Source organism: Lysinibacillus alkalisoli (assembly GCF_014643595.1).
Lineage (GTDB): Bacteria > Bacillota > Bacilli > Bacillales_A > Planococcaceae > Metalysinibacillus > Metalysinibacillus alkalisoli.
Map to the genome: position 1 here is coordinate 150,549 of NZ_BMJT01000007.1, position 23,814 is coordinate 174,362.

Below are 23,814 nucleotides of genomic sequence, written 5' to 3' on the forward strand. Positions count from 1 at the left end.
TTCCTAACGGTTTTCATTGCGCAATGCATCAATAATGCTTGCTTGTTTAGTTTTTCTAACGGCATACCACATACTTAATGCCACTATGATAAAAATACCAATAATACTACTCATCAAACTTACCCACGGCATCATAAATGTAAGACTAATGGAGCGATTCATTACAATATGGATGGCAATTGCTGTAATAAATGATAACGGCAATCCAAACACAATAGCTTTTAGTCCATATAATACACATTCTAAGCGCAACATTTTATATAAATCTTTATTACTAAAACCAATGGACTGTAAAATGGCAAACTCTTTTGTACGCAACATCACATTCGTAGATATGGTGTTAAAAACATTAGCGATGGCAATGAGCGAGATTAACACAATAAAGCCATAACAAAATACGTTAACAATGAGCATAAAATTACGGTCGCTATCTGCATGATGCGATACATCATTTAACATTGTAGTGCTATAACCCGCTTCGATTAATTGACGCTCTAATACCATTCGTACTTGCTCACTATTTTCACGATCTTTCACACTCATATAAATTTCATCAATATTGCTACCTTGTAATTGCAAGTCTTTAGCATAATTAGGGGACACGATGACAATAGGTGATGCCATTTCTTTAATGATACCTGAGACACCAATAGGTAAAAGGGTTGTAGCACCATCCACTGTCATCGTCATTTCTCTTTCATTCATATTAAAAGCCAAATCAAACGCTTCATCAGTAGGCTTTAATTTATGAATGATAAACTTTCCTGTATCCATCGACCGTGTATACATTTTATTAATTAAAATGGCTTGTGCACCTGCTAGATTGGCTTTTTTAGCGTACTCATCAAAACCTGTATGATATACCAAAAAGGTAATATTCTCTGTATTGAATGCCGTTGTTTCAGCTTGGTAAAGCGAAGTCGCCGTTATATTTTTAAGCGCTTTATTTTGTTGTAAAACAGTAGTAACATGGGTGATGTCCTTTTGTTCACCTAAATAATACATAATATCGTAATCTAGTGGTTCGTTTACTTCGCCTACACCCACCTTTAAATAGTTAGTAAACGCACCTGCCGCAACTACTAGTACCATACTCACAGCAAGTGAAATAATTGTTGTACGATATTGGCGTTTATTGCGAGTAAAATTACGATTTGCAATCATACCTTCCAAGCCAAATACCCGATAAATCCATGATAACTTTTTTGTTTTAGTGGGGTATTGCCGAATGTCTCTTGCTTGTCGTATGGCTTCAATGGCGGTTTGTTTACTTGCCCGTTTTGCAGGAACCCAAACAGATATAATAATCGTAATAACTGCTAATAAAACCGCAATAAGTATAGAGGCATAGGAGATATGCATCGTAAATTGACCTGTTGTGTCGATAAATTGGGTGAGCGGTTTTTCCAACACTTTCATTGTAATGCCAATACCAACTATTCCTGATAATAGGCCGAGTGGAATACCGATCAATGCAATGATCAATGCTTCAAAAAACACCATTTTGCGTAACTGTTTCTTTGTGGCTCCTATAGATGATAACAAACCAAAGTACTTTGTACGTTCTGTCACTGAGATAGCAAAGGCATTATAAATCAAAAGAACCGAACCAATAACAATAATACTAATTAAAATAATGGCTAGACCTAGAAATGTTTCATTCGCAGCTACCGATTTTAATACCCCGTAATACATGAGGAGGGAGCTGTTGTATTTTACTTGTGGCACACCATAGTCTTTCACTACATCATATACTTCTTTCGGATTTTTCATCGTAACAATCGCTGTGATATTAGCCATGTTATCTGGTGCTAATGCAAAATAATGGTCGGTATCCATATACTGCATAGGGAAGTTACCTGCGCCTACAATCGTGAATGTCTTTTGACCTTGCACTATCATTGGGGCTGTGATATCCTCACTATTTTTCACACCATAATGGGCAGTAATGGTATCTCCAATCTTTAATCCTAACTCTCCACCAATACGATAATTAGGCACAATGATTTCCTCGCTATTTTTAGGTAATCTGCCTCCTACAATTTTGATTTGCTCTGCTTCTAAAAAGGTAGCGGAAGCAAATACTAATGGTGCTTCCATATCGGCTATATCAATATAAAGGTCCTCATTTTTCCATGTGACATGTGCCACACGAGTATCTTGTTGGATTTTTTTCATCGTTTGAGGGGCTATATCGGGGAGCTCAACATGCCAATCCCCATTGCGGTCAATCTCAGATTGTAAAGTATTTTGTTGCAGTGTTGATAAAAATGTTGTAATACTGACAAACATTGATACAGATAAAATCACACCAATAATCGTCACTAATGTACGCATCTTATTTTTACGTAAAAAAGCAATCGTCATTTTTTGAAAGACATTCATCGCATAACCACCTCATCACGATGAATTTTGCCATCTTGTATAGCAATAATACGATCTGCTTGCAGTGCAAAATTTTCATCATGAGTAATTACGATTAAGGTTTGTCCATATGTGCGATTAGAATACTTTAATAATTCGATAATTTCTTGTCCATTTTTACTATCTAAGTTCCCTGTGGGCTCGTCCGCCAATACAATAGAAGGGGCATTAATTAAAGCTCGACCAATGGAAACACGCTGTTGTTGCCCACCCGATAATTGATTAGGTAAATGTGTTTCTCTTCCTTGTAAATTTAATACATGTAGCATTTCTTCTAGACGTTCTTCATTAACTTTTTGTCCATCCATCAACATAGGCAATGTAATATTCTCCACTACGTTAAGCACAGGTATTAAATTATAAAATTGATACACTAGGCCGACTTGTCTGCGTCTAAAAATTGCAAGTTGCTCTTCATTTTGTGCATAAACGTCTGTACCTTCTACAAATATTTTACCTGTTGTTGGTTTATCAATACCTCCAAGCAAATGCATTAACGTAGACTTGCCTGAACCCGATGGCCCAACAATCGCAACAAACTCACCTTGCTCTATAGTGAAAGAGATATCATCAAGCGCTCTCACAACATGATCGCCAGAGCCATATGTTTTACTGAGATTTTCTACTTTTACGATTTCCATTGTTCATTCCTCCTGTTTCATATTTCCACTATGCCATACCTACGGTGACAGTAACGTGACTGTAAAATAACAAAAACGTCACTTTACAAAAAAAGTGTTGCCTGATCCTCTAGTGGATGCGGCAAGTCTTAACATCCATCGAATGTGAACCCAACTGTATACGACACAGAAATATCACATAAAATAAGCACTAACGAAATTATACTCGTTAGTGCCATGAATGCTATTATTTTAAGGTAGTATTAGCTTTTAAATCGTATATTGATAAAATTTAATCGTAAAAATAACGCCATTATGTGACCGGTTTTTTACTGTAATTGTACCATTTTGCTGATGAATAATCATGCGAGCTAACGCTAAACCAATTCCTACATTCCATTGTCCTGTTGTACGCCCTTGATAAAAGCGCTCAAATAAATGAGGTAAGTCCTCCTCAGCAATATGATTGCCTTCATTTTCAATCGTAATTTGAGTATATAAGGGCTGTTCACTAATAGTCACTCGTATATTGCCATGAGCAGGCGTATGTTCCATCGCATTTTTTAAAATATTTGTTATTGCCTCCACTGACCACAAGGCATCTCCTATGAATGTACTTGTTGTTGAACCTGTAATTGTAAATTGCTGCTCTCTAAGCTCCATAGGTATGAGGAGTGGTTCTGCCGCTTGTTGTACAATAGCATATATATGCACTGGTTGTTGTTGAAAGGTAGCTGTGCCTGACTCAATTTTAGATATTTTCAACAATATATTGATTAAATGATCAATGCGTTGTATCAGTTGTGTCATTTCTGATACATATTCCATGCGTTCTCTCTCGGTTAACGTAGCTGATGTTAAGCGTGGTAAAATAAGCTGAAGGGATGTTAATGGCGTTCTTAGTTGATGTGAAATATCAGCTATAGCGTCCTTTAAATAAACCTTCTCTTGCTGCAAGGCATCTGCTTGTTCAAAAAGTCTTGTCACCATCTTTTGAATCTCACTTTTTAGCACGGATAGCTCCCCTTCTTCATAATCTGAAATAGCAATCCGCTTTTGTTGATGTAAAATCGTATTTAATTGCATGCTTAATGCAGCAATAGCCTTCTCTCTTTGATATAAGTGACGTATAAAGAACAGTAAAGCGAACAGACCCGTAGCAAGTACTGCAAGCGCTATTCCCCAGTGATACAACCCCATGACAATAGCTATACTACTCATTATAACGCTGTAATATTTGATAAAACGTACACTATGAGGACTGCGTATTGCCATATTAATCGCCAACCTTATAGCCTAACCCACGTACTGTTGTAATGATAGTTGGCTTTTGACTATCATCTTCTATTTTCTCACGCAGGCGCTTAATATAAACCGTTAAAGTATTATCATTAACAAACTCACCTGCAATATCCCATATTTCCTCTAATAAACGTGTACGTGACAATACTTGTCCAGGATGATGTAAAAATACTAATAATAAACGATACTCTAGTGCTGATAAATAAATCTCATGCCCCGCTTTTGTTACGGTAGCTCGCACACTATCAACCGTAACGTTTTGCACATGAAAGGTTGTTTTCTCAGACTTATTACGACGTAAAACATTAGCAATGCGCGATATTAATTCTAGTGGGCGGAATGGCTTTGCCACATAATCATCTGCGCCAAGTTCAAAACCTGTCACAATACTCCCTTCATCCCCACTGGCGGTTAAAAAGATAACAGGTATCTCATATTCTCGTTTTATGGTTGAACAAATGACAAAACCATGGCCATCTGGTAAAGCTAAATCTAGTAAGACAAGATCAAATGTTTGTGCGTCGAGTATCATCAATGCTTCTTTTTGTGTCATCGCTACTGTCGTTTGAAAACCTTTATCCTGTAGTAGCAATGTTAAGTTTTTAACAATGCTAGCATCATCTTCAATAACAAGTATATGTGTCATTTACATGTGCACCTCCTGTTCATCAGCATGTTGTAAATGTGTTAAGAAACTTGCCATAGTTGCTGTCATTCCTTGGTCTTTGCGATGAATAAATAGCGTTATATTGGTCGCATACTGAGCAGGTATTTTATGACAATATACACGTTTTTCCTGTGCGAGCTGCTCAACCATACTAGCTGGCACAATAGTTGCACCTAGTCCTAATATTACGCTTTTTAAAATCGTTTCCATAATATTAAATTCCATAATACGCTTAGGGCGAATACCTAACGCTTTTAACCACAATGTTAACTTAGCACGATAGCCACAACCTTCATTAGACACAAGTAAGGGCATTGTCGTTAACTCTTCTACATTAAAAGCTTGACTAGATGTAACTAATACTAACTCTTCCTTATTAATTGTGTATTGTCTAAGCATCTCATGTTGGATAGGCCCTGATATAAAAGCACCATCTAGTTCGTGGTTCAATACTTTTTGGATTAATTGCTCTGTTAAGCCGGCTTCTAAAGACAAATCGACATTGGGATAAGCATTGTAATAAGTAGCTAAAATCTCTGGTAAGATGCTGACGATTTCGACTGTGCCGATTTTTAATGTGCCAGATGGTGTGTCATGTTCTAAAAATGTCCGCTCTAGTTCCGTCACTTGTTGTAAAATTTGATTTACTTGCTGTAACATTTTACGCCCCTCAGGGTTTAATACCATACCTTTATGTTTACGATAAAATAAAGGCGTCTGTAAGTGATTTTCTAATTGTTTAATATGTGCAGTCACATTAGATTGTACATAGTTTAATTCTTTCGCCGCTGCACTCACTGTGCCGTACTCTGCTACAGCTTGAAAAATACGTAAGCTACGTAAGTCCATATTTCCACCCTCTCCTTTTATCATTTTAAATGATAGCAGTTATCTTTTACAATCATTTTACGAGATACTTATTCAATCTTATAATCAATACACAATGATATCGAAATGAGGTAATAAGATTGAAAAAAAAAGCGTTATGGATGGGGGCATTTGCCTGTTTAATCGCCAGTATGTCATGGGGAGCCATGTTTCCAGTAGCTGACCATGCTTTACAATACATTGATCCCTTTTATTTTGCTACTATTCGTTATGGCATTGTTTCACTCCTATTAGTCATTTTATTATGGTGGCGTGAAGGTAGTCGCGCTTTTCGTACAGAAGGTAAAATGCGCTATTTATTATTTTTTGGCACAATGGCTTTCACAGTTTATAATCTTTTCATTTTTATGGGACAATCGCAGATGGGGCAATCTGGCGTTATTGTTGCCTCCATCATGGAAACGTTAATGCCTATCATCACCATACTAATCATTTGGTTTTTATACAAAACGCGCCCTAAAAACTATATGCTACTTAGTATTATTGTGGCATTTATTGGCGCAAGTTTAGTCATTACAAAAGGGGAGTTACATTTCTTTAGCGAGTTAAGCTCTCAAGCCTTACCTTTATTCTTAATTTTTTTAGGTGTCACAGGTTGGGTGGTGTATACAATGGGTGGCCAACGCTTTATAGGTTGGTCGACATTACGTTATTCCACACTTACTTGTTTGATTGGGACAAGTGTGACAGCAATTATTACAGGTATTTTAACATGGCAAGGTAGCATTGTAATGCCTACCATGCATGTGATGGATACCATTAAGTACGATATGTTATTTATGAGCTCATTCCCAGGTATTATTGCGCTCTTATGTTGGAATTATGGTGTCAAACAATTAAATGCTCTCAACGGTGTTTTATTTATCAACTTTGTACCTATTACTACATTGCTTATTATGATGTGGCAAGGGTATCAAATTACAGTGTTTGACTTAGTTGGTACATCGCTTGTCATCATAGCTTTAGTAGCTAACAACTTATACCAACGTCATGATTTGCGCAATCGTAAATTATCATTTATTCTCACTAAAAAAACATACCGAGGCAAACATTTCTTACCTTCTAATACGTAAATAAAGCCCCTACTGAAACAACTAGCGTTTCAGTAGGGGCTTTGTTATTTATTTTTCTTGTGGCTGCTTCTTTGGTCGAATGTATAACCCTAATTCTCTACGTTCATGCATTAATGATTTATATAAAGATGCCATCATTAGTAATACAATGACAGAGAACGGGAATGCGACAATAATCGCTGCATTTTGCAACGCTTTTAAACCACCTGAGAAGAGTAAACTACTTGCAATACCTGCTTGTAATACCCCCCAAATTAATTTGACACGGAAATTGGGATTTAGTGAACCGTAAGTCGTTTGCATACCTAAAACGAAAGTAGCTGAATCTGCTGAAGTAATAAAGAAAATCGCAATGACTAGTACAGCAATGACTGACAAAATAGAACCAATTGGCAATTGCTCAAACACGCCAAACAATACTTGTTCTGTTGGTAGACTTGTAATGGCACTATTTGTTGTCGATACGTCAATTGCAGTTGTGCCAAATACAGCAAACCAGAAAATACTTACAATGGTTGGTAGCAAAATAACACCCATTAAAAACTCTCGAATCGTACGCCCTTTTGAAATACGTGCGATAAAAATCCCTACAAATGGTGACCATGACATCCACCATGCCCAGTAAAATATCGTCCACGTATTAATCCATTCACGACCTTCAGGATTACTTGGTGCTGTACGTAAACTCATTTGGACAATATTTTGCAAATATTCACCAATACCTGCTGTAAAAGTATTCATAATCTTTACAGTTGGTCCTAAAAACAATGTTAATACTAATAATAGTAAAGCGATATAAAGATTAGCATTACTTAAAATTTGAATACCTTTGTCTAAACCGCTTGATGCGGAGATAATAAATAGAATCGTAACAATCACAATAATAATCATTTGTACCGTGAAGTTAACAGGTACGTTAGCTAAGTAAGCTAAACCACCATTAATTTGTTGAGCACCTAAGCCTAATGTAGTAGCAACTCCAACAACAGTGGCAAACACTGCGATAATATCTATAAGATAGCCCATCCAGCCTTTTGTCTTATTTCCAATAATAGGAGTTAACGTCGCACTCAATAAACCTGGTGCGCCTTTTCTAAATTGGAAATAGGCTAATGCTAATGCGACAACACCGTAAACTGACCAAGCCGAAATCCCCCAGTGGAAGAAGGTATAACGTAATGAATCCTTCAATGCTTGCTGTGTACCTTCAGCCACTTCTGGTGCATTTACAGCAAAGTGTGATAATGGTTCTGCCGCGCCCCAAAATACAAGACCAATCCCCATACCTGCACTAAACAGCATCGCAAACCATGATAAATTACTATATTCTGGACGATCTGTTCGTTTTCCTAAACGAATTGAGCCAACTGGACTTAAAATTAAAAATAAACAAAAAGCCACAATTACCGCAACAACAAGCAGATAGTACCAACCAAAGTTTGTTGTTAAAAAGGCTTGGACATTTGCTGTAACTCTCTCAAACATATTTGGCGCAACTAATCCAATCACAACTGCAATTAATGTAAGTATTACAGCGCCCCAAAATACAACGCCTAACTTTCTTTGGGGTCTTGTTTCTTTTTTCTTTACCATAAACATCCGCCCTTTTTTCATTCAGTTCGATACATTATTTCCCTAATATCTTTTGGATAAACTGATTACTTTTTCACCTTTCCTATCATAACATAAAAGCTACTTCATCTATAATAGAAGTTGTTACTTTTATTGCATCAAAAAAGGTTACTAGGAAAGCATGCTTTCCTAGTAACCTTTTGTTTCACTGCTTATTATCGTTGTTTTTGTAATTGATGTTGTTCAATAAATGTTGTTAACACATGTTCTAAATTTTGGTCACCAATCTCATGTAAATCGTAGTATACACGTGTTGTTGGTTTATTAATCGAAATAATACGTGTCAAATCCATTGGTGTGCCAATAATGACAGCATCGCAATCTGTAGCATTAATCGTTGCCTCAAGATCTTTCAATTGTTCTTTACCATACCCCATAGCTGGCAACACCTTTGTAACATGTGTATATTTTTCAAAAGTTGTAACTAAAGAACCTTTCGCATATGGACGTGGGTCGACAATTTCAGCGGCGCCTAGTCTTTCTGCCGCTACAGAACCCGCACCAATTTGCATTTCCCCATGTGTTAAGGTTGGGCCATCTTCTACGACTAATACACGCTTCCCTTTTATTAATTCTGGTTGATCTACTGTGATCGTAGATTCTGCTTTAATAATTTGGCTTGTTGGATTTACTTGTTTAATATTATTTTCTACAATCGCAATATTTTCCTCCGTTGCACTATCTACCTTATTAATAATCGAAATATCTGCAGTACGTAAACATACTTCTCCAGGATAATATTCTAATTCATGCCCTGGTCGGTGTGGGTCTAAGACAGTGATAGCTAAATCAGGTTGGTAGAATGAGAAATCATTGTTACCACCATCCCATAAAATCACATCACAACCATCTGGGTCATTCTCAGCTGCGTGTAAAATAGCTTCGTAATCTACACCTGCATAAATAATATTACCACGCACCACATGCGGTTCATATTCTTCCATTTCTTCAATCGTACATTCATGTAATTTTAAATCTTCTACTGTAGCAAAACGCTGTACACTTTGCTTCACAAGGTCACCATATGGCATAGGATGACGTATTGCCACTACTTTTAAGTCGTGCTGTAACAACGTCTCAATTACTTTACGAGAAGTTTGACTTTTACCTGTACCGGTACGTGTTGCACATACAGAAATAACGGGTTTATTACTTTTAATCATCGTCGCCTCTGTACCTAATAATACAAAATTAGCACCCGCTGCATTTACTAATGCACCTAAATTCATCACTTTTACATAGTGTAAGTCACTGTATGAAAATACACACTCATCTACTTGTAAATCTTTAATTAATGTTTCTAATTGTTCTTCTGCATAAATAGGAATTCCTTCTGGATATAAGTTGCCTGCTAATTCAGCAGGATATTTTCGTCCATCAATATCTGGTATTTGAGCAGCTGTAAAAGCTACTACGTTGTATAAGTCATTATTGCGATAATATGTATTAAAATTATGGAAATCACGGCCTGCTGCCCCGATGATAATAATATTTTTCTTTGTCATGATAATCTCTCCTTCAAACAACATTGTATTAATAATGCAACAAAACGAATATAAATACAATGGTTTTTTCAAATTTTTTTAATCTTTTGTCCAATTATATAAAAAAACGACTTGATCTAACCTCAAGTCGTTTTAATTAATCCTAATATAAAGACAACCCCGATTACAATTGGCACAAGGTATTGCATTAGACGATACCAAAGTTCAAAAGTTTGTGGGCTTACTTTACTCCCTAATAAGAATTCTGACTTTATTTGCTGTTTAGGTATTGCCCAACAAATAAATATGGCAATAAGCAAAGCACCTAATGGCAATAACACGTTACTGACTACAAAATCAGTGAGATCAAAAATATTGCGATTAAATAAAATGATATCTTTTAATACGCCATTACTTAACGCTGAAGGTAATGCCAAAATAAACATAACTGCTCCAACAGCATATGTTGTTTTCTTACGACTCGTCTGACGATTTTCTACAAAAGCAGACACAATAATTTCTAACATACTGAAGGATGAGGTAATAGTTGCAAATAAAAATAGCAATAAAAATAATAATAAAAATCCTGTGCCAAACGGAATTTGTTCAAAGACTGTTGGCAGTATCATAAATAATAAGCCAGGCCCTGCATCGGGTTCAATATTAAAGCTAAATACTGCTGGAAAAATGGCAAGTCCTGCTAAAAAGGATACCAATATATTTAACACAACAACTGTTGTTGCTGCATTTGGTATACTTTCTTTTTTACTTAAAAATGAACTATACGTTACCATGCAACTAAAGCCAACTGCCAAACTAAAAAAGGATTGACCTAAAGCAAATAACACAGCTTCCCACGTGATATTAGAGAAATTAGGAGCTAAAAAGAACTTTACTCCTTCCATTGCATTTGGCAATGTTAAACTGCGAATAACTAAAATAATAAAAAATAAAAATAATAAGGGCATTAATAATTTGCTTGCCTTCTCAATCCCCTTTTGAATGCCTGCAGCAATAACAATTACATTTAGTAACATAAATACGAATAAACCTAAAATGGTAATCCACGGTGTTGTAATAATATACCCAAATAAAGCGTCATATGCCATAGGATTACCAATAATTTGATTAAAAATCCCAAGTGCCACATAAACGATAATCCAACCGCCCACAACCGCATAAAATGACAGTAATAGCGCACAGCCAATTACACCTAATACACCTGTTTGTTTCATCCATGAAGAAGGAGCTAACTTTCGATAAGCACCAACAGCTTCTTTGCCAGAACCACGCCCAATAATATATTCTGCAATTAACATAGGTAAACCAATTAACATGGTAAACACAACAAATAATAAAAAGAAAGCACCGCCACCACTTTGCCCTACCACATAGGGAAACTTCCAAATAGCGCCTAATCCAATTGCCGCTCCTGCTGAAGCTAAAATAAAACCTATTTTAGATGACCATTGTTCCTTCCCTGCCATCGCTCTCCCCCCTTATAATTCTGTACGTAACTGCCAAAGTTCTGGGAAGAAATATTGGTCTAGCACTTTTTTTAAGTAACTAACACCACCAGAGCCACCTGTTCCTTTTTTAAAGCCAATGATACGTTCTACTGTTTTCATGTGGCGAAAGCGCCACTGCTGGAACAAATCTTCAATATCCACTAATTCTTCTGCCAACTCATATAACTCAAAATACGTTTCAGGCGCTCGATAAACGGCTTTCCAAGCTTCCTTCACGCTATCATTTGCTTCATATTTTTGTGTAAGGTCACGTTGTAATACTGCCTCATCTATGGCAAATCCTCGCTTAGCTAAAATACGAATAGCTTCATCATATAAACTTGGCGCTTCATAGGCTTCCTGCAATTGTACAGCTATTTTTGGTTCATGTGCATAAATTTTTAAAATATGTGGCGTTTTATAACCAAAATAAAACTCTAAAAGGCGATTTTGATAAGATTGAAACCCTGATGAATTCCCTAATGAGTCTCTAAATTTTAAATAATCTGCAGGTGTTAATGTAGCAAGCACATCCCATACATTTTTCAGCTGATTTTGCACTTGTGATACACGCGCAAGCTTTTTAAACGCCTCTGGCAAACGCTCTGCTTGCATATCTTTTGTCGCTGATTTTACTTCGTGTAAAATTTGTTTCATCCATAACTCACTAATATGATGCACCGTAATAAATAACATCTCATCATGTTCATCTGTTAGCGGCTGTTGGCAAGCAAGTACATCGTTTAAATGCAAATAGTCTGTATATGTCATACGATTCTCAAAGTTGGTAACGATGTTTTTTTCCCCTTCAAACGGTTGCTTATGCTGTGTCATTGTTGCTCCTCCTTTTTAATGATAGCACGTACTGGGCTACCATCAGCACCCTCGATCAGTAATGGTAAAACTACCATTTTATATCTTCCTGGTTGCACATGTTCTAACAATAAGTTTTCAACAATATAAATATCATATTGCTCTAAAGCGTGGTGGATAGGTAATGTTTTTGAGTGTACTTTATCCACAGATGGCACATCAACCCCAATCAGTGTGATGTTATGTGTAGCTAAATAATGTACAGCCTCTTCTGTAAATGTGGGCACTTCTTCAGGGAAGATATGAGCATCTGCCCGTGTTTTCGTTTTTACAAATACGGCTTGTACATCCGTTAATTGACCTTGTAATAAGTCCATTGTAATTTCTTCATATGATGTGGCATCAATAACGCTAACACTCCCTATGCAGCGTGCTAAATCCAATTCTTCAAAAGTACGCCCCTCTGTTTTAAAATGAAAAGGGGCATCCATGTGCGTACCTGAATGTAAGCTCATTGTAATTTTGCCTACATTTACAGAGCCTGTTTGTTCTTTTGTAGCAACCGTTTCATAACTAAATGTAGTGTCACCTGCCCATGTAGCAATTTGTCGATTAAGAGGTTGTGTAATATCGATCCATGTCATTAGGCAACAATCTCTCTTTCATTCGTATATTTTTCGTACGCTTTTGTCTCCATAATCTCTTGCAAGATTGTAAAACAGTCATAAATTTCTTCAAATGTGTTATACATGGCTACTGCTGCTAAACGAATGCCTTTAGGTGCTCTAAAGTCTGGTATGACGCCTCGCTCTTTTAACGCTTTACATATACGTGCTGCCTCTTTGTGCTCTAAATAAATATGCCCTCCACGCTGTTGATGGTCAATTGGGTTACATACTGTAAATTGATATTCACTCAGAAAATCATGGACGCATTGCAACATATAATCGGTTAAAGCGAGCGAACGTTCTCGCACACGCTGAATGCCCATTTCGTTAAATAAAGTTAATGCGCCAATTAATGGCGCCATGCTTAATACATTCGGTGTCCCTAGTTGGAACGCACCTGCTTCAAAGGCAGGTTCAAACGTGTGACTCATTGCAAACTGCTTCTCTTTATTCGAACCAAACCAGCCTGCTAAACCAGGTATTGTGCCGAAATGATTTTTGTGTACAAACAATGCACCTGAGCTACCAGGCCCACCATTTAAATGTTTATATGTGCACCAAAAAGCAAAGTCCACTTGCCAATCATGCAAGTGATGAGGGACTGCCCCTACAGAATGACATAAGTCAAAGCCAATCTTAATCCCTCGTTCATGCGCTGCTGTTGTTAATGTCGCCATATCTAAAATTTGACCACTGCGATATAAAACAGCAGGTAGCACAATAAGCGCAATCTCATCCGTCATAGCATCAATAATATCTTGCTCATATAATGTTTGGCCATCTCTTGACGCAACTTGTACAAGATGTGACTCATCATAACCTTTCAAGGCCAATTGCGATTTAATCGCATAAATATCTGTGGGGAAGTTAAGTTCATCTGCTAAGATTTTTGTACGCTTTCCTTGTGGTTGATAAAAGGTAGCCACTAATTGGTGTAAATTCGTTGTAGTTGAACCTGTCACAATAATTTCTTCCTTATTTGCTCCTACTATCTGTGTCATTTGTTGCGCAATATTTTCCGCTAAAAAATACCAAGGATACTCGCCTTGCATCCAGCCATCAATCCCGTAGTCTTTCCAAGAATCTTTTAAGTCATACAAAGATTGTTCTGCCTTTTTACTCATTAAACCTAAAGAATTACCATCAAAATAAATGCGCCCTTCTGGTAAATAAAATGCTTCTCTCATTGACTTGATAGGAAATGTCGCCTCTAGCTTTTGGGCATACGATTTTGTATTAGTCATCATTTGTTATCACCTTTCTAAATGTTCAGACTTTTCAAATTGATGTTACCATTGTATAGTAAAGTTAGTCAACGACATTATGTCGACGAAATAGAAAAGGTGACAATCATGAATAAACGTTTACAACAAAAACAACAAACTAAAATAAAAATTTTACAGGCTGCTCACGTGATTTTCCTCTCTCATGGTTTTCAAGACACTACTATCACATTAATCGGCGAACAAGCTGGTATTGGCTATGGGACTGTATATGGGCATTTTAAAAATAAAGAGACGATTTTTAGTGAATTAATTGAACAAACGATGCACGACTTTTTTATTGTAGCGAATGAACCCTTTCATCCGAAAAATGCCGCACAAGCTACAGCTATTATTCATACTCAAGTGTACCGCTTTTTAACATTGGCAAGAGTGCACAAAAAAACACTACAACTCATAGAAGAAGCTATGGGTTATAGCGCCTTAATTCGGTTAAAGTGGTCCACGATTGTACAGCAATTTACGCATCGTATTGCACAAGACCTCACTTATGCACAACAGCAAAATTTACTGAAATACCCGATTGATGTTACGATTATAGCTACTTCTTGGTTTGGCATTAATGAAACTTTCTTATGGCGCATTGTGGCTGATGATACTTTATGTATTAATACTATCACACAACAAATTACACAATTTTATGTATCTGCTTTGTACCAATAATTATAAATACTTTTCCATCGTAACAATGGTTAATCCATCACGTTCATGTAATACTTCCTGCGAGACAATAATAAATCCTAATTTTTGATAGAGTGCGATATTTCTTGGTACAGTCATTCGTACTTTACATTGAATGATGGATTTGCCCTGTGTTTTTGCCACCATATCTAATGCTTGTACTAATTGTTTAGCATAGCCATTGCCTTGATGAGTAGGTATGACCGATAATCTTGAAAAGTACAGGTGATTATCCTGTAATTGATAACGCACCATAGCAATAATATCGCCATTTACCTCTCCTACAAGTGCTTGCTCACCCTTTTTTAAAGCAAGTGCCACTGTATCAACAGTCTCATCTAATGCACTTGAAGGAATTTCACTGTCACGATATTCAGCAAATGCCGCTAACATCGTTTCATGAATAACTGCTGCTACATCACTTGAATAAATATTCATATATACCCTCCTTATATGCATGCAAGTATATAAGGAGGGTATATACTTGTCAATACATGTTATATGATACATTTAAGCTGTATAAGGGCACACTCTTTTGTCAAACCATCCTCACAACCCTATTAATTAAAACAGCCAGATAGCGATTCAACATTAGATTTTTTATTTTGTCTATGTTAGCTTCATTAACCTACGGTGAAGGTATGATACTTTTAACAGATCAACTTACCTCAAAATTTATTCGCTTGCGATTATGCCTTCATCAAACTAAAAAAGCAGTAAAAGACTCACAATCGTCTTTACTGCTTCATTTATGACATCATTTTATAAGATAACAGGTAACGGCCACATAGACTTATGTTCTGCCATATCCCAAAACATGTATTCATACTGACAAGTGTTTACAAAGATTTCTTCTAACTTTGCTAATTCATGTTCCGGTTGATGTTTAGCAATTGTATTCATCATTTGCATCGTTTCTTCAGCCAAAGCACTGAACTCTGGCGATGCATACATGCGTACCCAATTGCCATAAAACGCATGCTCTGTTGCGCCAGGCCAAGTAGCTAATTGTTTGCCTATCCAATTATAGCTCCAAGCACAAGCTAAAACCGCAGCAATCACATGGGCTACGCCGCCTAATTGAGATTGACTTAACATATAGTTTGTATAAGAAGTCATGGTAGCAGATGGCTTTGTTTCTTCTAATTCTTGCGTTGCAATACCGAACTGTGCTGCATATTCTCGGTGTAAGTCCATCTCAAAATTCATTGTGCCATGTAATAAGTTAGCAAAAGTAGTCATTGTTTTTAAATCATTAGCCTTTGCTGCACCTAAGGCAAATACACGTGAATACTCGATTAAATAAATATAATCTTGTTTCATATAGTGAATGAATTTATCTTGCGCTAACGTACCTTCTCCAATGCCCTTTACAAAAGGATGGGTTAAATAACTCTCCCACAAGGGTTGAACTTTTTGCCACAATCTTTGTGTAAACATAAAAATGCCTCCTCTTAATGTTAAAAGATGAAGCATTGAGGGCGCACAAAAGCATATATGAGCTATAGCACTTCCCTACGCTAGTACAAACTAGATCAGGTTCAAAGGGTCAAGGAATCTCTCTCAGCCAGTGGCTCCCCTAGTGCTTCATCTATTATGTCGTTATACTTAACACCATAGGACAAGCATTAGGTAAAGTCAATTAATACGAGGTGCTCTTCCTTCCAACTTCTCACCTATTTTAAGCCATTACACTTATAGTAAAACGAATCATCTTTACAAATCGTCTTATCTCCATATTTTCAAATGTTATACTTTATTCTACAATAAAGGGATATCAACTATTTATATCAGTTGTGCGTCTTATTGATATTGTTATATGTTTTAAGGAGGCGTAGTTTTTGGTGCAAAAAAACAAATTAAAACGCCGTTATATTAGCAGTTTAGATGGCTTGCGCGCTATCTCTATTATTGGCGTTTTATTTTATCATTTAAGCTTTCCTTTTGCTGTGGGTGGTTATTTAGGTGTAACGGTGTTTTTTGTATTGTCAGGCTATTTAATTACAGACTTATTATTATATGAATATGAAACGACACAGCGTATTAACTTAAAACAATTTTGGATTCGCCGTTTCAAACGTTTACTCCCTGCCTTATTTACCATGTTATTTTTATTAGTGATCTGGATTACTTTATTCCAACGTGAATTTTTGACAGGGTTACGTGAAGATGTACTTGCCTCTATTTTTTATGTGAGTAACTGGTGGTATGTTGCACAAGAGCAATCATACTTTACAAAATTTAGTGCACCTTCTCCATTGCAACATATGTGGTCACTTGCCGTTGAAGAACAATTTTATATTATATGGCCCTTATTAATTGTTGCAGGGTTTGTCTTTTTTACAACACGTATGCGATTATTGCGACCAATGGCTATTTTAACTGTGTTATCCGCTCTAGCAATGGCGATAGGTTTTACCGCAAATGAAGACCCCAGTCGCCTTTACTATGGCACAGATACACGTGCATTCTCGCTTATTATTGGGGCAATGTTGGCCGTTGTCTGGCCAAGTGCAAAAATGACTAAATCCATTTCTCCCGCTATGCGTAATAAATTAGATTGGATTGGCATTAGCGCCCTTTTGCTACTCGGTGTTATGTTTTTAACGATGAAAGAGGATAGTGCCTTTTTATATCGCGGGGGTATGTTACTCGCTTCGATTATTACAGCTATTATTATTGCGGTTATTACATTACCGTCTAGCCGTTTAGCTACTGCACTAAGCTTCAAACCTTTTGTATGGCTAGGTAAACGTTCTTACGGTCTTTATTTATGGCACTTCCCCATTATTATTTTGATGGGCGGAGGTATTGCTGACACACCGCTCACCTCCAAAGAAATGTGGTATGCTGTAGGTCTTGCTATTATTTTAACCGAATTATCCTGGCATTTGATTGAACAACCCATCAAAAAAGCAAGCTTCAAAAAACTAAAAAAATGGCGTTGGACGCCGATTAAAACATGGTCACTTACACGCAAAGTAACTTTCTTCACTTCCTTAGCTTTATTGACGATTTTTATAGGTGGTCTTGTTTGGGCAAAGAGCCAACAACAAGCGACAGAAGAGTTAAAAGCGCATTTACAGCAAGCGGAGCAACAAATGAAGCAAAATCAACAAACTATCGACGAAAAGAAAGCAACAGAAGAGAAAAAAACTATACAAAATAAAGCACCTTCAGCCGTTACAGCGATCGGCGATTCTGTCATGATGAGTGCTGCTGAAAGTATGAAAAACACTATTCCTAATCTGTATGTAGATGCTGTAAAAGGTAGGCAACCTAGTGAAGCCATTACCCTATTACAACAGCTAAATGAACAGCAACAGCTAGGAGATATCATTGTGATTGGTTTAGGTGCTAATGGGGCTTTTTCTGAACAAGACATGGCTACTCTTTTGGATGTGATTGGTACAGAGCGTACCATTTTCTTAATTAATACTAATGTTAATCGCTATTGGAAGGAGCAAGTCAATACCTTATTTTCGACTACTACACAACAACATAACAATGTAAGATTAATTGACTGGGACACTTTATCACGTCAACGTCCTAATATCTTTTATGAAGACCAAATACACCCTAACCAAGAAGGCTCCCTTTACTATGCTAACGTGATTAAAGAAGCTGTGGATAAGGTGACAAAATGAGAGATAATCATATAGCACCTATAAAAACAGGCACTGACGAGCTATAACTCGTTAGTGCCTGTTTTTACGTAATCGAACTCACTTATATGCTAAGGTTCTACACACAACATCCGTTAAAATAGCAATACCATTTTCAATCGCCTGAGGATTAAATGTCATATTAGGATGATGTAATCCCGGTGCTACATCTGCTCCTAAAGCGAGCATGGTCGCTTTAATTTGTGGGCGCTCAATCGTATAGAAATGAAAATCATCGGCTCCTGGCGTCACAATAACAGGTAATGCTTCTTGCTGTAATACATGCTGTATGCTTGTCGCTAACAGTGCACTCGCGTCCGCATCAACCTCTGCTGCTGGCACATCATCTAAAAACGTGAATTCAATGTCACACGCATATAGCTGGCGCATTGTTGCTATAATTTTTTGGGTATCATGTTGTATTTTTGCCATAGCTTCATTCGTTTGTGCTCGAATATCTAAGCCAAATGTAGCATTGCCAGGAATGATATTGAGATTATCTGTCCCTGCTTGAATATTGGTAAACTTAATTGTGGCCGCAATATGTGGGTCCACATGAATGGTATTGATATGCTGTTGAATAGCAAATAACACTTCAATCGCATTTACCCCTTGATGAGGGCGTGCTCCGTGTGCATCATGCCCCTTAATCCACCCTTTGGCGAAGACGCATGCACCGTGTTGAATACCAGGTGCGCATTGGGGGAAGCTAATTTCATCATGTGGACGTAGGTGAACACCATATAAATAATCCAAATCATCTGCCACACCTTCTGCCACAACACTTAAAGAGCCATTACCTAACTCTTCTGCGGGCTGAAAAATGGCTCGCACTGTCCCTGTGTGTGGTAATACACGATCTTTTAACTCATGCATAACACCTGTCACAATCGTCATATGTGCATCATGCCCACACGAATGATTCGCTTTCATTTCACCATCTACCTCTTGCCACAAAGCATCCATATCGGCTCGCAATCCAACAACAGGATGTCCACTTCCGATTTCGACATAAAAGCCTGGACAATTTTTAAAACGTTGTGGAGAAAAACCACTTGCTTCAAATAATTCCACTAAATAATTCGTTGTTTCAATCTCTTTCCAACTCACTTCTGCATGGTTATGCAAATGCTCGAAAACGTGTTGGATTTGTTGTTGTTTCAATTTATGACACTCCTATCATGACTGCAACTACTAAGGCAACCGCCGCTATTGTTAGCCACATTAAAATTAATTTCCAAATAAATTTAACCCACTTTTCATAAGGTATACCCGCTATTGCTAAATACCCCATCAATGCTGCTGATGTTGGAATAATAGAGTTTGTAATCGCGTCACCATATTGGAATGCTAGAACAGCTACTTGTCTTTCGATCCCTAGTAAATCCGCTACTGGTACCATAATTGGCATTGTTGTTGCTGCTTGGCCACTACCTGATGGAATAAAGAAATTAATCAATACTTGTACAAAAAACATACCTACAGCTGCCAATGTTTGAGGTAAGTGCGATATTGCTGATACTAAACCATAAACAATTGTATCTATAATAACGCCTGACTCTAAAATAACCAAAATTGCACGTGCAAAACCAACAATCAATGCGCCATAAGCGACTAATTTCATCCCGTCTACTAAGGCATCAAATGTTTTATTAACACCTAACCCACCAATTAAACCAGCAATCATACCTACAATTAAAAAGTTAGCTGCTAATTGATTTAAAAACCAATCCCACTCAAAAACACCATACATATTAACACCAATACCTGCTACTAATGTTAGTAGTACCAATGCATGACGCAATTTAAATGTTTCAAATGTTGCAAACTCATCTGCTTTACCTGCATATTTTTGCTCTAAACCATACATAATACTTTTTGTTGGGTCATTTTTAATTTTAATCGCATAACGCATTACATAAGTAATAGCGACCGTTAATACAAATAAATAAACGACGGTACGAAAAGCAAAGCCTGAAAAAATAGGAATCTCTGCTATCCCTTGTGCAATACCTACTGTAAACGGATTCATCATACCGCCAATAAAACCACTTGCTGCACCTGTAGATACCATAGCTGTACCAACAATGGCATCATAACCTAATGCCCGAGCTACAGCGATCCCAATAGGCACAAAAATAATGGTCTCTTCCGACATCCCTGTTGTGAAACCTAAAATAGAAAAAGCAATCATTGAAATAGGAATGAGTAATATACCCCTATTTTGCATTTTTAATACAAGGCTTTGTACACCCGACTCAATGGCACCTGTTGCTTGAATAATCCCAAATGCACCACCGACTAAGAAAATATAGAAGATAATTTGTGCACCTGCTTGCATACCTAATGGGATTGATGTAAACATCTCAAAAATAGAGACAGGACTTGATGCTACTTGGTGATAACTATTATCTATAACAACTTGACGACCATCCACTTCTACACGGTCATATTGACCTGCATTAATTACATACGTGGCAATTGTAGCCAAAATAATAATGGTAAAAATAATGCCATACGTATGTGGTATTTTAAACCACTTCTTTTTTGTTTCTCCCATACTAAAAATTCCCCTTTACATTTTGCATTGACAAATAAGTATTCAGCCAATATCATTCATTTAACGACACATTATCGACGTTTTTAAAAGTATATTAAATTACTTGTTATATTGCAATGCTTTTTTGACTATTCAGTGAATTATTTAATAGAGAATTGATAAATTGATTTTGGTCGTCCCTTTCCTGTAGAGGTTTGTTCCCCTACTTGATGTAAATAAGGTGTCGCAATTAATTTTTTGACTATTCGCTCAGCTGTACGTCGCGTAACTTGTAAATAGGCTGCTAAATCATCAATCGTAAATGGTAAATTTTTATTAAGTTGTTCAAATTGCATAATCTTTGAGATGCTCATTGGACTTAAATTAGTCTGCTGTGTTAACTCATATACGTAATCATTTGTCACAGCTAAATCTAATCTGCTATGTTGCTCTGGATAAGGTCCTGTTAAACGTTGATGCAAATCAACATAATAACAAGCTTTTTGGTATTTTTGCTCTTTTAATTTATAAGCATAAGCCATTTTTGCATGCTGCTCAGCTTTTAATAATGTTTCACCACTACCAAAGCCGATCGCAAATTCTATTGGCAAGTTATCCAACCATTTTTGCAATAAATCGCTAAATAAAAATCGTCGAAGTTTACCTACTGTCGTGTACATTTTAATCAATTTATCTTCATGCTTAAAAACAGCATCAAGTTGGTGAGCAAACTGTGTGACTTCTTGCGTCGTTAAACTATCTGCTGAGAACATCCCAACAGCCATTTGGGTATCAGATAACTGATGTAATGTCGCTAATTGTATAGCATCATCTACCATCTTAATGATGGAGCTCTCTGAATCTACAGCACGCTGTGTGGTCACGCCCTCTGTAAGTAATGCTGTAGCTGCTTGATGCACACTCGTTATAATAATCTTTGCATCATAGGCTACAATGTTCTCTTTATGTAATTGAATGACTTCGTCTGGTGTCATCGTATTACTAATCGGAAAAGCCATAGTGGGTACATTACCATCTAATTCTCTTGTTAACGTATCCCATTCTTCTTGATGGCGATAATCAATAGAAATTTGTTGTAAGGTATACCCTTTTAACAATGCCTTCATTAGTGATAACGAGAGTGAATTGACATCTTGTCGAATATAGAGTGCCGGCAATTGATTATCCTCAATCACTTGTTGACTCAATTCATACGGGAAGGAACCTGCAAAGATGACAACATCTACAGCTGGTAATTGTTTGACGATATTTGGCGCTTCAGTGTAGCTATCGTAGGCAAAATATAAAAACATTAAACGCCGATTCTCTGTTATACTCTGTTGAAATTTTTCAATAAACCAATGTGAACCAATCACTGCTATTTTAAGCATATTACACGCTCCATTCTAGAAAGGATGTTTTATCATGAAAATTACTAAAATTGAATTATTTGCTATTGAATTACCATTAAAAGACCCCTTTATTATTAGCTATGCTACCTATGATAATATGCCTTCCCTTATTGTCAAAGTAACATTAGATAACGGCGTTGTAGGCTATGGTGAAGGAGTTGCTGATGAACATGTTACAGGTGAATCGATGTATGGCGCTTACGCCATTATCGAAAAAGTGCTTGCACCTAAACTAATTGGTGAAAACCCATTAAACATGGAACGTATTCATGCCATTATGGACGCTGAAATCTTACAAGCACCTACTGCGAAAGCTGCTTTAGATATTGCTTGTTATGATGCAGCTGGTAAATCATTAGGAATTCCAGTTTACCATCTATTAGGTGGTCGTTACCATGAGAAATTCAAACTAGCGCATGTGCTTAGCATTTTAAGCCCTGAAGAAATGGCACAAGAAGCGAAAGAACAAGTGGCAGCTGGATTTACTGCTATTAAAATTAAAGTAGGCAAAGACCCTAAAATGGATGTAAAACGTATTTTAGCGGTTCGCGAAGCTGTTGGCCCCACAATTGATTTACGTGTAGATGTTAATCAAGGTTGGCGCAATAGTGCTACAGCACTTCAAGCACTAGCTCAATTAGAAGAGGCACAGCTCGATTGGATTGAACAACCTATCGTTGCTAATGATTTAGATGGTATGGCTGAGATCAAACAGAAGATCAATATACCTGTTATGGTGGATGAAGGGTTAATTGGCATTCCAGAGATGCGTGCCATCATTCAAAAACAAGCCGCTCATAAAATAAATATTAAATTAATGAAGTGTGGTGGTATTTATCGCGCAAATCAACTAGCTATTATGGCTGGTATGGAACATATTGAAGCGCAAGTGGGCTCTATGGTCGAATCTTCTGTTGCTTCAGCTGCAGGCTATCACGTTGCTTTCTCTAAACGTAATATTACGAGTATTGAATTAACAGGGCCGCTTAAATTTAGCAAAGATATCGGTAACTTAACTTATGATGTACCTTATATTCAATTAAATGAGCGTGCTGGCTTGGGCATTGATATTGACGAGAACGTCTTACAAGAATTAACCATTCAATCTACTATCATTGAATAATAAAAAACTAGTGTCGCCTTATCATAAGGTTG

At 36.9% G+C, this 23,814-nt stretch carries 20 protein-coding genes and 1 riboswitch; of the genes, 4 read left to right on the forward strand and 16 right to left on the reverse strand.

Annotation, left to right across the window (positions count from 1 at the left end; all coding sequences use genetic code 11):
• Positions 1–3: 3 nt before the first annotated feature.
• From IEW44_RS11560 to IEW44_RS11580, 5 genes are all read right to left on the reverse strand, one after another.
• The gene (locus tag IEW44_RS11560) at positions 4–2,385 is read right to left on the reverse strand and encodes an ABC transporter permease (RefSeq protein WP_188615205.1); all 2,382 of its coding nucleotides are present in this window, start codon (positions 2,383–2,385) and stop codon (positions 4–6) included.
• Positions 2,382–3,065, reverse strand: a complete 684-nt coding sequence (locus tag IEW44_RS11565) for an ABC transporter ATP-binding protein (RefSeq protein WP_188615206.1) — start codon at positions 3,063–3,065, stop codon at positions 2,382–2,384. Before IEW44_RS11565 ends, IEW44_RS11560 begins: the two co-directional genes overlap by 4 nt.
• A gap of 249 nt (positions 3,066–3,314) precedes the next feature.
• Positions 3,315–4,319, reverse strand: coding sequence for a sensor histidine kinase (locus IEW44_RS11570; RefSeq protein WP_188615207.1), 1,005 nt, complete (start codon positions 4,317–4,319; stop codon positions 3,315–3,317).
• Position 4,320: 1 nt separating this feature from the next.
• Positions 4,321–4,992 (reverse strand): response regulator transcription factor, encoded by a 672-nt coding sequence (locus tag IEW44_RS11575; protein WP_188615208.1) that lies wholly within the window; start codon positions 4,990–4,992, stop codon positions 4,321–4,323.
• Entirely contained in the window at positions 4,993–5,862 is an 870-nt protein-coding gene (locus IEW44_RS11580; protein ID WP_188615209.1) for a LysR family transcriptional regulator, read from the reverse strand.
• A 119-nt stretch (positions 5,863–5,981) separates the two neighbouring features.
• On the opposite strand from IEW44_RS11580, the gene IEW44_RS11585 reads away from it, so the two are divergent.
• Entirely contained in the window at positions 5,982–6,974 is a 993-nt protein-coding gene (locus tag IEW44_RS11585) for a DMT family transporter (protein WP_188615210.1), read from the forward strand.
• A 48-nt stretch (positions 6,975–7,022) separates the two neighbouring features.
• On the opposite strand, the gene IEW44_RS11590 is transcribed toward IEW44_RS11585, so the two are convergent.
• From IEW44_RS11590 to kynU, 6 genes are all read right to left on the reverse strand, one after another.
• Positions 7,023–8,567: a glycine betaine uptake BCCT transporter gene (locus IEW44_RS11590; protein WP_188615211.1), complete on the reverse strand. Its 1,545-nt coding sequence runs from the start codon at positions 8,565–8,567 to the stop codon at positions 7,023–7,025.
• 194 nt (positions 8,568–8,761) lie between these two features.
• Positions 8,762–10,111, reverse strand: a complete 1,350-nt coding sequence (locus IEW44_RS11595; protein ID WP_188615212.1) for a cyclic 2,3-diphosphoglycerate synthase — start codon at positions 10,109–10,111, stop codon at positions 8,762–8,764.
• A 122-nt stretch (positions 10,112–10,233) separates the two neighbouring features.
• Positions 10,234–11,577: a sodium-dependent transporter gene (locus IEW44_RS11600; RefSeq protein ID WP_188615213.1), complete on the reverse strand. Its 1,344-nt coding sequence runs from the start codon at positions 11,575–11,577 to the stop codon at positions 10,234–10,236.
• A gap of 12 nt (positions 11,578–11,589) precedes the next feature.
• Positions 11,590–12,432, reverse strand: coding sequence for a tryptophan 2,3-dioxygenase (kynA, locus tag IEW44_RS11605; protein ID WP_188615214.1), 843 nt, complete (start codon positions 12,430–12,432; stop codon positions 11,590–11,592).
• Entirely contained in the window at positions 12,429–13,055 is a 627-nt protein-coding gene (kynB, locus tag IEW44_RS11610) for an arylformamidase (protein WP_188615215.1), read from the reverse strand. The genes kynA and kynB overlap by 4 nt, the downstream gene beginning before the upstream one ends.
• Positions 13,055–14,323, reverse strand: a complete 1,269-nt coding sequence (gene kynU, locus IEW44_RS11615) for a kynureninase (RefSeq protein ID WP_188615264.1) — start codon at positions 14,321–14,323, stop codon at positions 13,055–13,057. Before kynU ends, kynB begins: the two co-directional genes overlap by 1 nt.
• 108 nt (positions 14,324–14,431) lie before the next feature.
• On the opposite strand from kynU, the gene IEW44_RS11620 reads away from it, so the two are divergent.
• Positions 14,432–15,025 (forward strand): TetR/AcrR family transcriptional regulator, encoded by a 594-nt coding sequence (locus IEW44_RS11620; RefSeq protein WP_188615216.1) that lies wholly within the window; start codon positions 14,432–14,434, stop codon positions 15,023–15,025.
• Here the strand turns inward: IEW44_RS11620 and IEW44_RS11625 are convergent, their stop codons facing one another.
• Together IEW44_RS11625 and tenA are read right to left on the reverse strand one after the other, a co-directional pair.
• Entirely contained in the window at positions 15,026–15,481 is a 456-nt protein-coding gene (locus IEW44_RS11625) for a GNAT family N-acetyltransferase (protein WP_188615217.1), read from the reverse strand.
• 324 nt (positions 15,482–15,805) lie between these two features.
• Positions 15,806–16,483, reverse strand: a complete 678-nt coding sequence (gene tenA, locus IEW44_RS11630) for a thiaminase II (RefSeq protein ID WP_229704228.1) — start codon at positions 16,481–16,483, stop codon at positions 15,806–15,808.
• Between the two features lie 55 nt (positions 16,484–16,538).
• Positions 16,539–16,634, reverse strand: a riboswitch (TPP riboswitch).
• A gap of 253 nt (positions 16,635–16,887) precedes the next feature.
• On the opposite strand from tenA, the gene IEW44_RS11635 reads away from it, so the two are divergent.
• Complete coding sequence (locus tag IEW44_RS11635; RefSeq protein ID WP_229704231.1) at positions 16,888–18,690, forward strand: acyltransferase family protein; 1,803 nt, start codon at positions 16,888–16,890, stop codon at positions 18,688–18,690.
• A gap of 78 nt (positions 18,691–18,768) precedes the next feature.
• On the opposite strand, the gene IEW44_RS11640 is transcribed toward IEW44_RS11635, so the two are convergent.
• The 3 genes from IEW44_RS11640 to IEW44_RS11650 all read right to left on the reverse strand — a co-directional run bounded on the left by IEW44_RS11640 (position 18,769) and on the right by IEW44_RS11650 (position 22,638).
• On the reverse strand, positions 18,769–19,872 hold the full coding sequence (locus tag IEW44_RS11640) for an amidohydrolase (protein WP_188615220.1): 1,104 nt from the start codon (positions 19,870–19,872) through the stop codon (positions 18,769–18,771).
• Position 19,873: 1 nt separating this feature from the next.
• On the reverse strand, positions 19,874–21,268 hold the full coding sequence (locus tag IEW44_RS11645; RefSeq protein WP_188615221.1) for a YfcC family protein: 1,395 nt from the start codon (positions 21,266–21,268) through the stop codon (positions 19,874–19,876).
• Between the two features lie 140 nt (positions 21,269–21,408).
• Entirely contained in the window at positions 21,409–22,638 is a 1,230-nt protein-coding gene (locus tag IEW44_RS11650) for a hypothetical protein (protein ID WP_188615222.1), read from the reverse strand.
• 34 nt (positions 22,639–22,672) lie between these two features.
• On the opposite strand from IEW44_RS11650, the gene IEW44_RS11655 reads away from it, so the two are divergent.
• The gene (locus tag IEW44_RS11655; RefSeq protein WP_188615223.1) at positions 22,673–23,782 is read left to right on the forward strand and encodes a mandelate racemase/muconate lactonizing enzyme family protein; all 1,110 of its coding nucleotides are present in this window, start codon (positions 22,673–22,675) and stop codon (positions 23,780–23,782) included.
• Positions 23,783–23,814: the final 32 nt, after the last annotated feature.

Excerpts from the sequence above, each read along its gene's own strand:
- IEW44_RS11560 (WP_188615205.1), bottom strand. The coding sequence starts at position 2,385 with ATGAATGTCTTTCAAAAAATGACGATTGCTTTTTTACGTAAAAATAAG.
- IEW44_RS11565 (WP_188615206.1), bottom strand. The coding sequence starts at position 3,065 with ATGGAAATCGTAAAAGTAGAAAATCTCAGTAAAACATATGGCTCTGGC.
- IEW44_RS11570 (WP_188615207.1), bottom strand. The coding sequence starts at position 4,319 with ATGGCAATACGCAGTCCTCATAGTGTACGTTTTATCAAATATTACAGC.
- IEW44_RS11575 (WP_188615208.1), bottom strand. The coding sequence starts at position 4,992 with ATGACACATATACTTGTTATTGAAGATGATGCTAGCATTGTTAAAAAC.
- IEW44_RS11580 (WP_188615209.1), bottom strand. The coding sequence starts at position 5,862 with ATGGACTTACGTAGCTTACGTATTTTTCAAGCTGTAGCAGAGTACGGC.
- IEW44_RS11590 (WP_188615211.1), bottom strand. The coding sequence starts at position 8,567 with ATGGTAAAGAAAAAAGAAACAAGACCCCAAAGAAAGTTAGGCGTTGTA.
- IEW44_RS11595 (WP_188615212.1), bottom strand. The coding sequence starts at position 10,111 with ATGACAAAGAAAAATATTATTATCATCGGGGCAGCAGGCCGTGATTTC.
- IEW44_RS11600 (WP_188615213.1), bottom strand. The coding sequence starts at position 11,577 with ATGGCAGGGAAGGAACAATGGTCATCTAAAATAGGTTTTATTTTAGCT.
- kynA (WP_188615214.1), bottom strand. The coding sequence starts at position 12,432 with ATGACACAGCATAAGCAACCGTTTGAAGGGGAAAAAAACATCGTTACC.
- kynB (WP_188615215.1), bottom strand. The coding sequence starts at position 13,055 with ATGACATGGATCGATATTACACAACCTCTTAATCGACAAATTGCTACA.
- kynU (WP_188615264.1), bottom strand. The coding sequence starts at position 14,323 with ATGACTAATACAAAATCGTATGCCCAAAAGCTAGAGGCGACATTTCCT.
- IEW44_RS11620 (WP_188615216.1), top strand. The coding sequence starts at position 14,432 with ATGAATAAACGTTTACAACAAAAACAACAAACTAAAATAAAAATTTTA.
- IEW44_RS11625 (WP_188615217.1), bottom strand. The coding sequence starts at position 15,481 with ATGAATATTTATTCAAGTGATGTAGCAGCAGTTATTCATGAAACGATG.
- tenA (WP_229704228.1), bottom strand. The coding sequence starts at position 16,483 with ATGTTTACACAAAGATTGTGGCAAAAAGTTCAACCCTTGTGGGAGAGT.
- IEW44_RS11645 (WP_188615221.1), bottom strand. The coding sequence starts at position 21,268 with ATGGGAGAAACAAAAAAGAAGTGGTTTAAAATACCACATACGTATGGC.
- IEW44_RS11650 (WP_188615222.1), bottom strand. The coding sequence starts at position 22,638 with ATGCTTAAAATAGCAGTGATTGGTTCACATTGGTTTATTGAAAAATTT.
- IEW44_RS11655 (WP_188615223.1), top strand. The coding sequence starts at position 22,673 with ATGAAAATTACTAAAATTGAATTATTTGCTATTGAATTACCATTAAAA.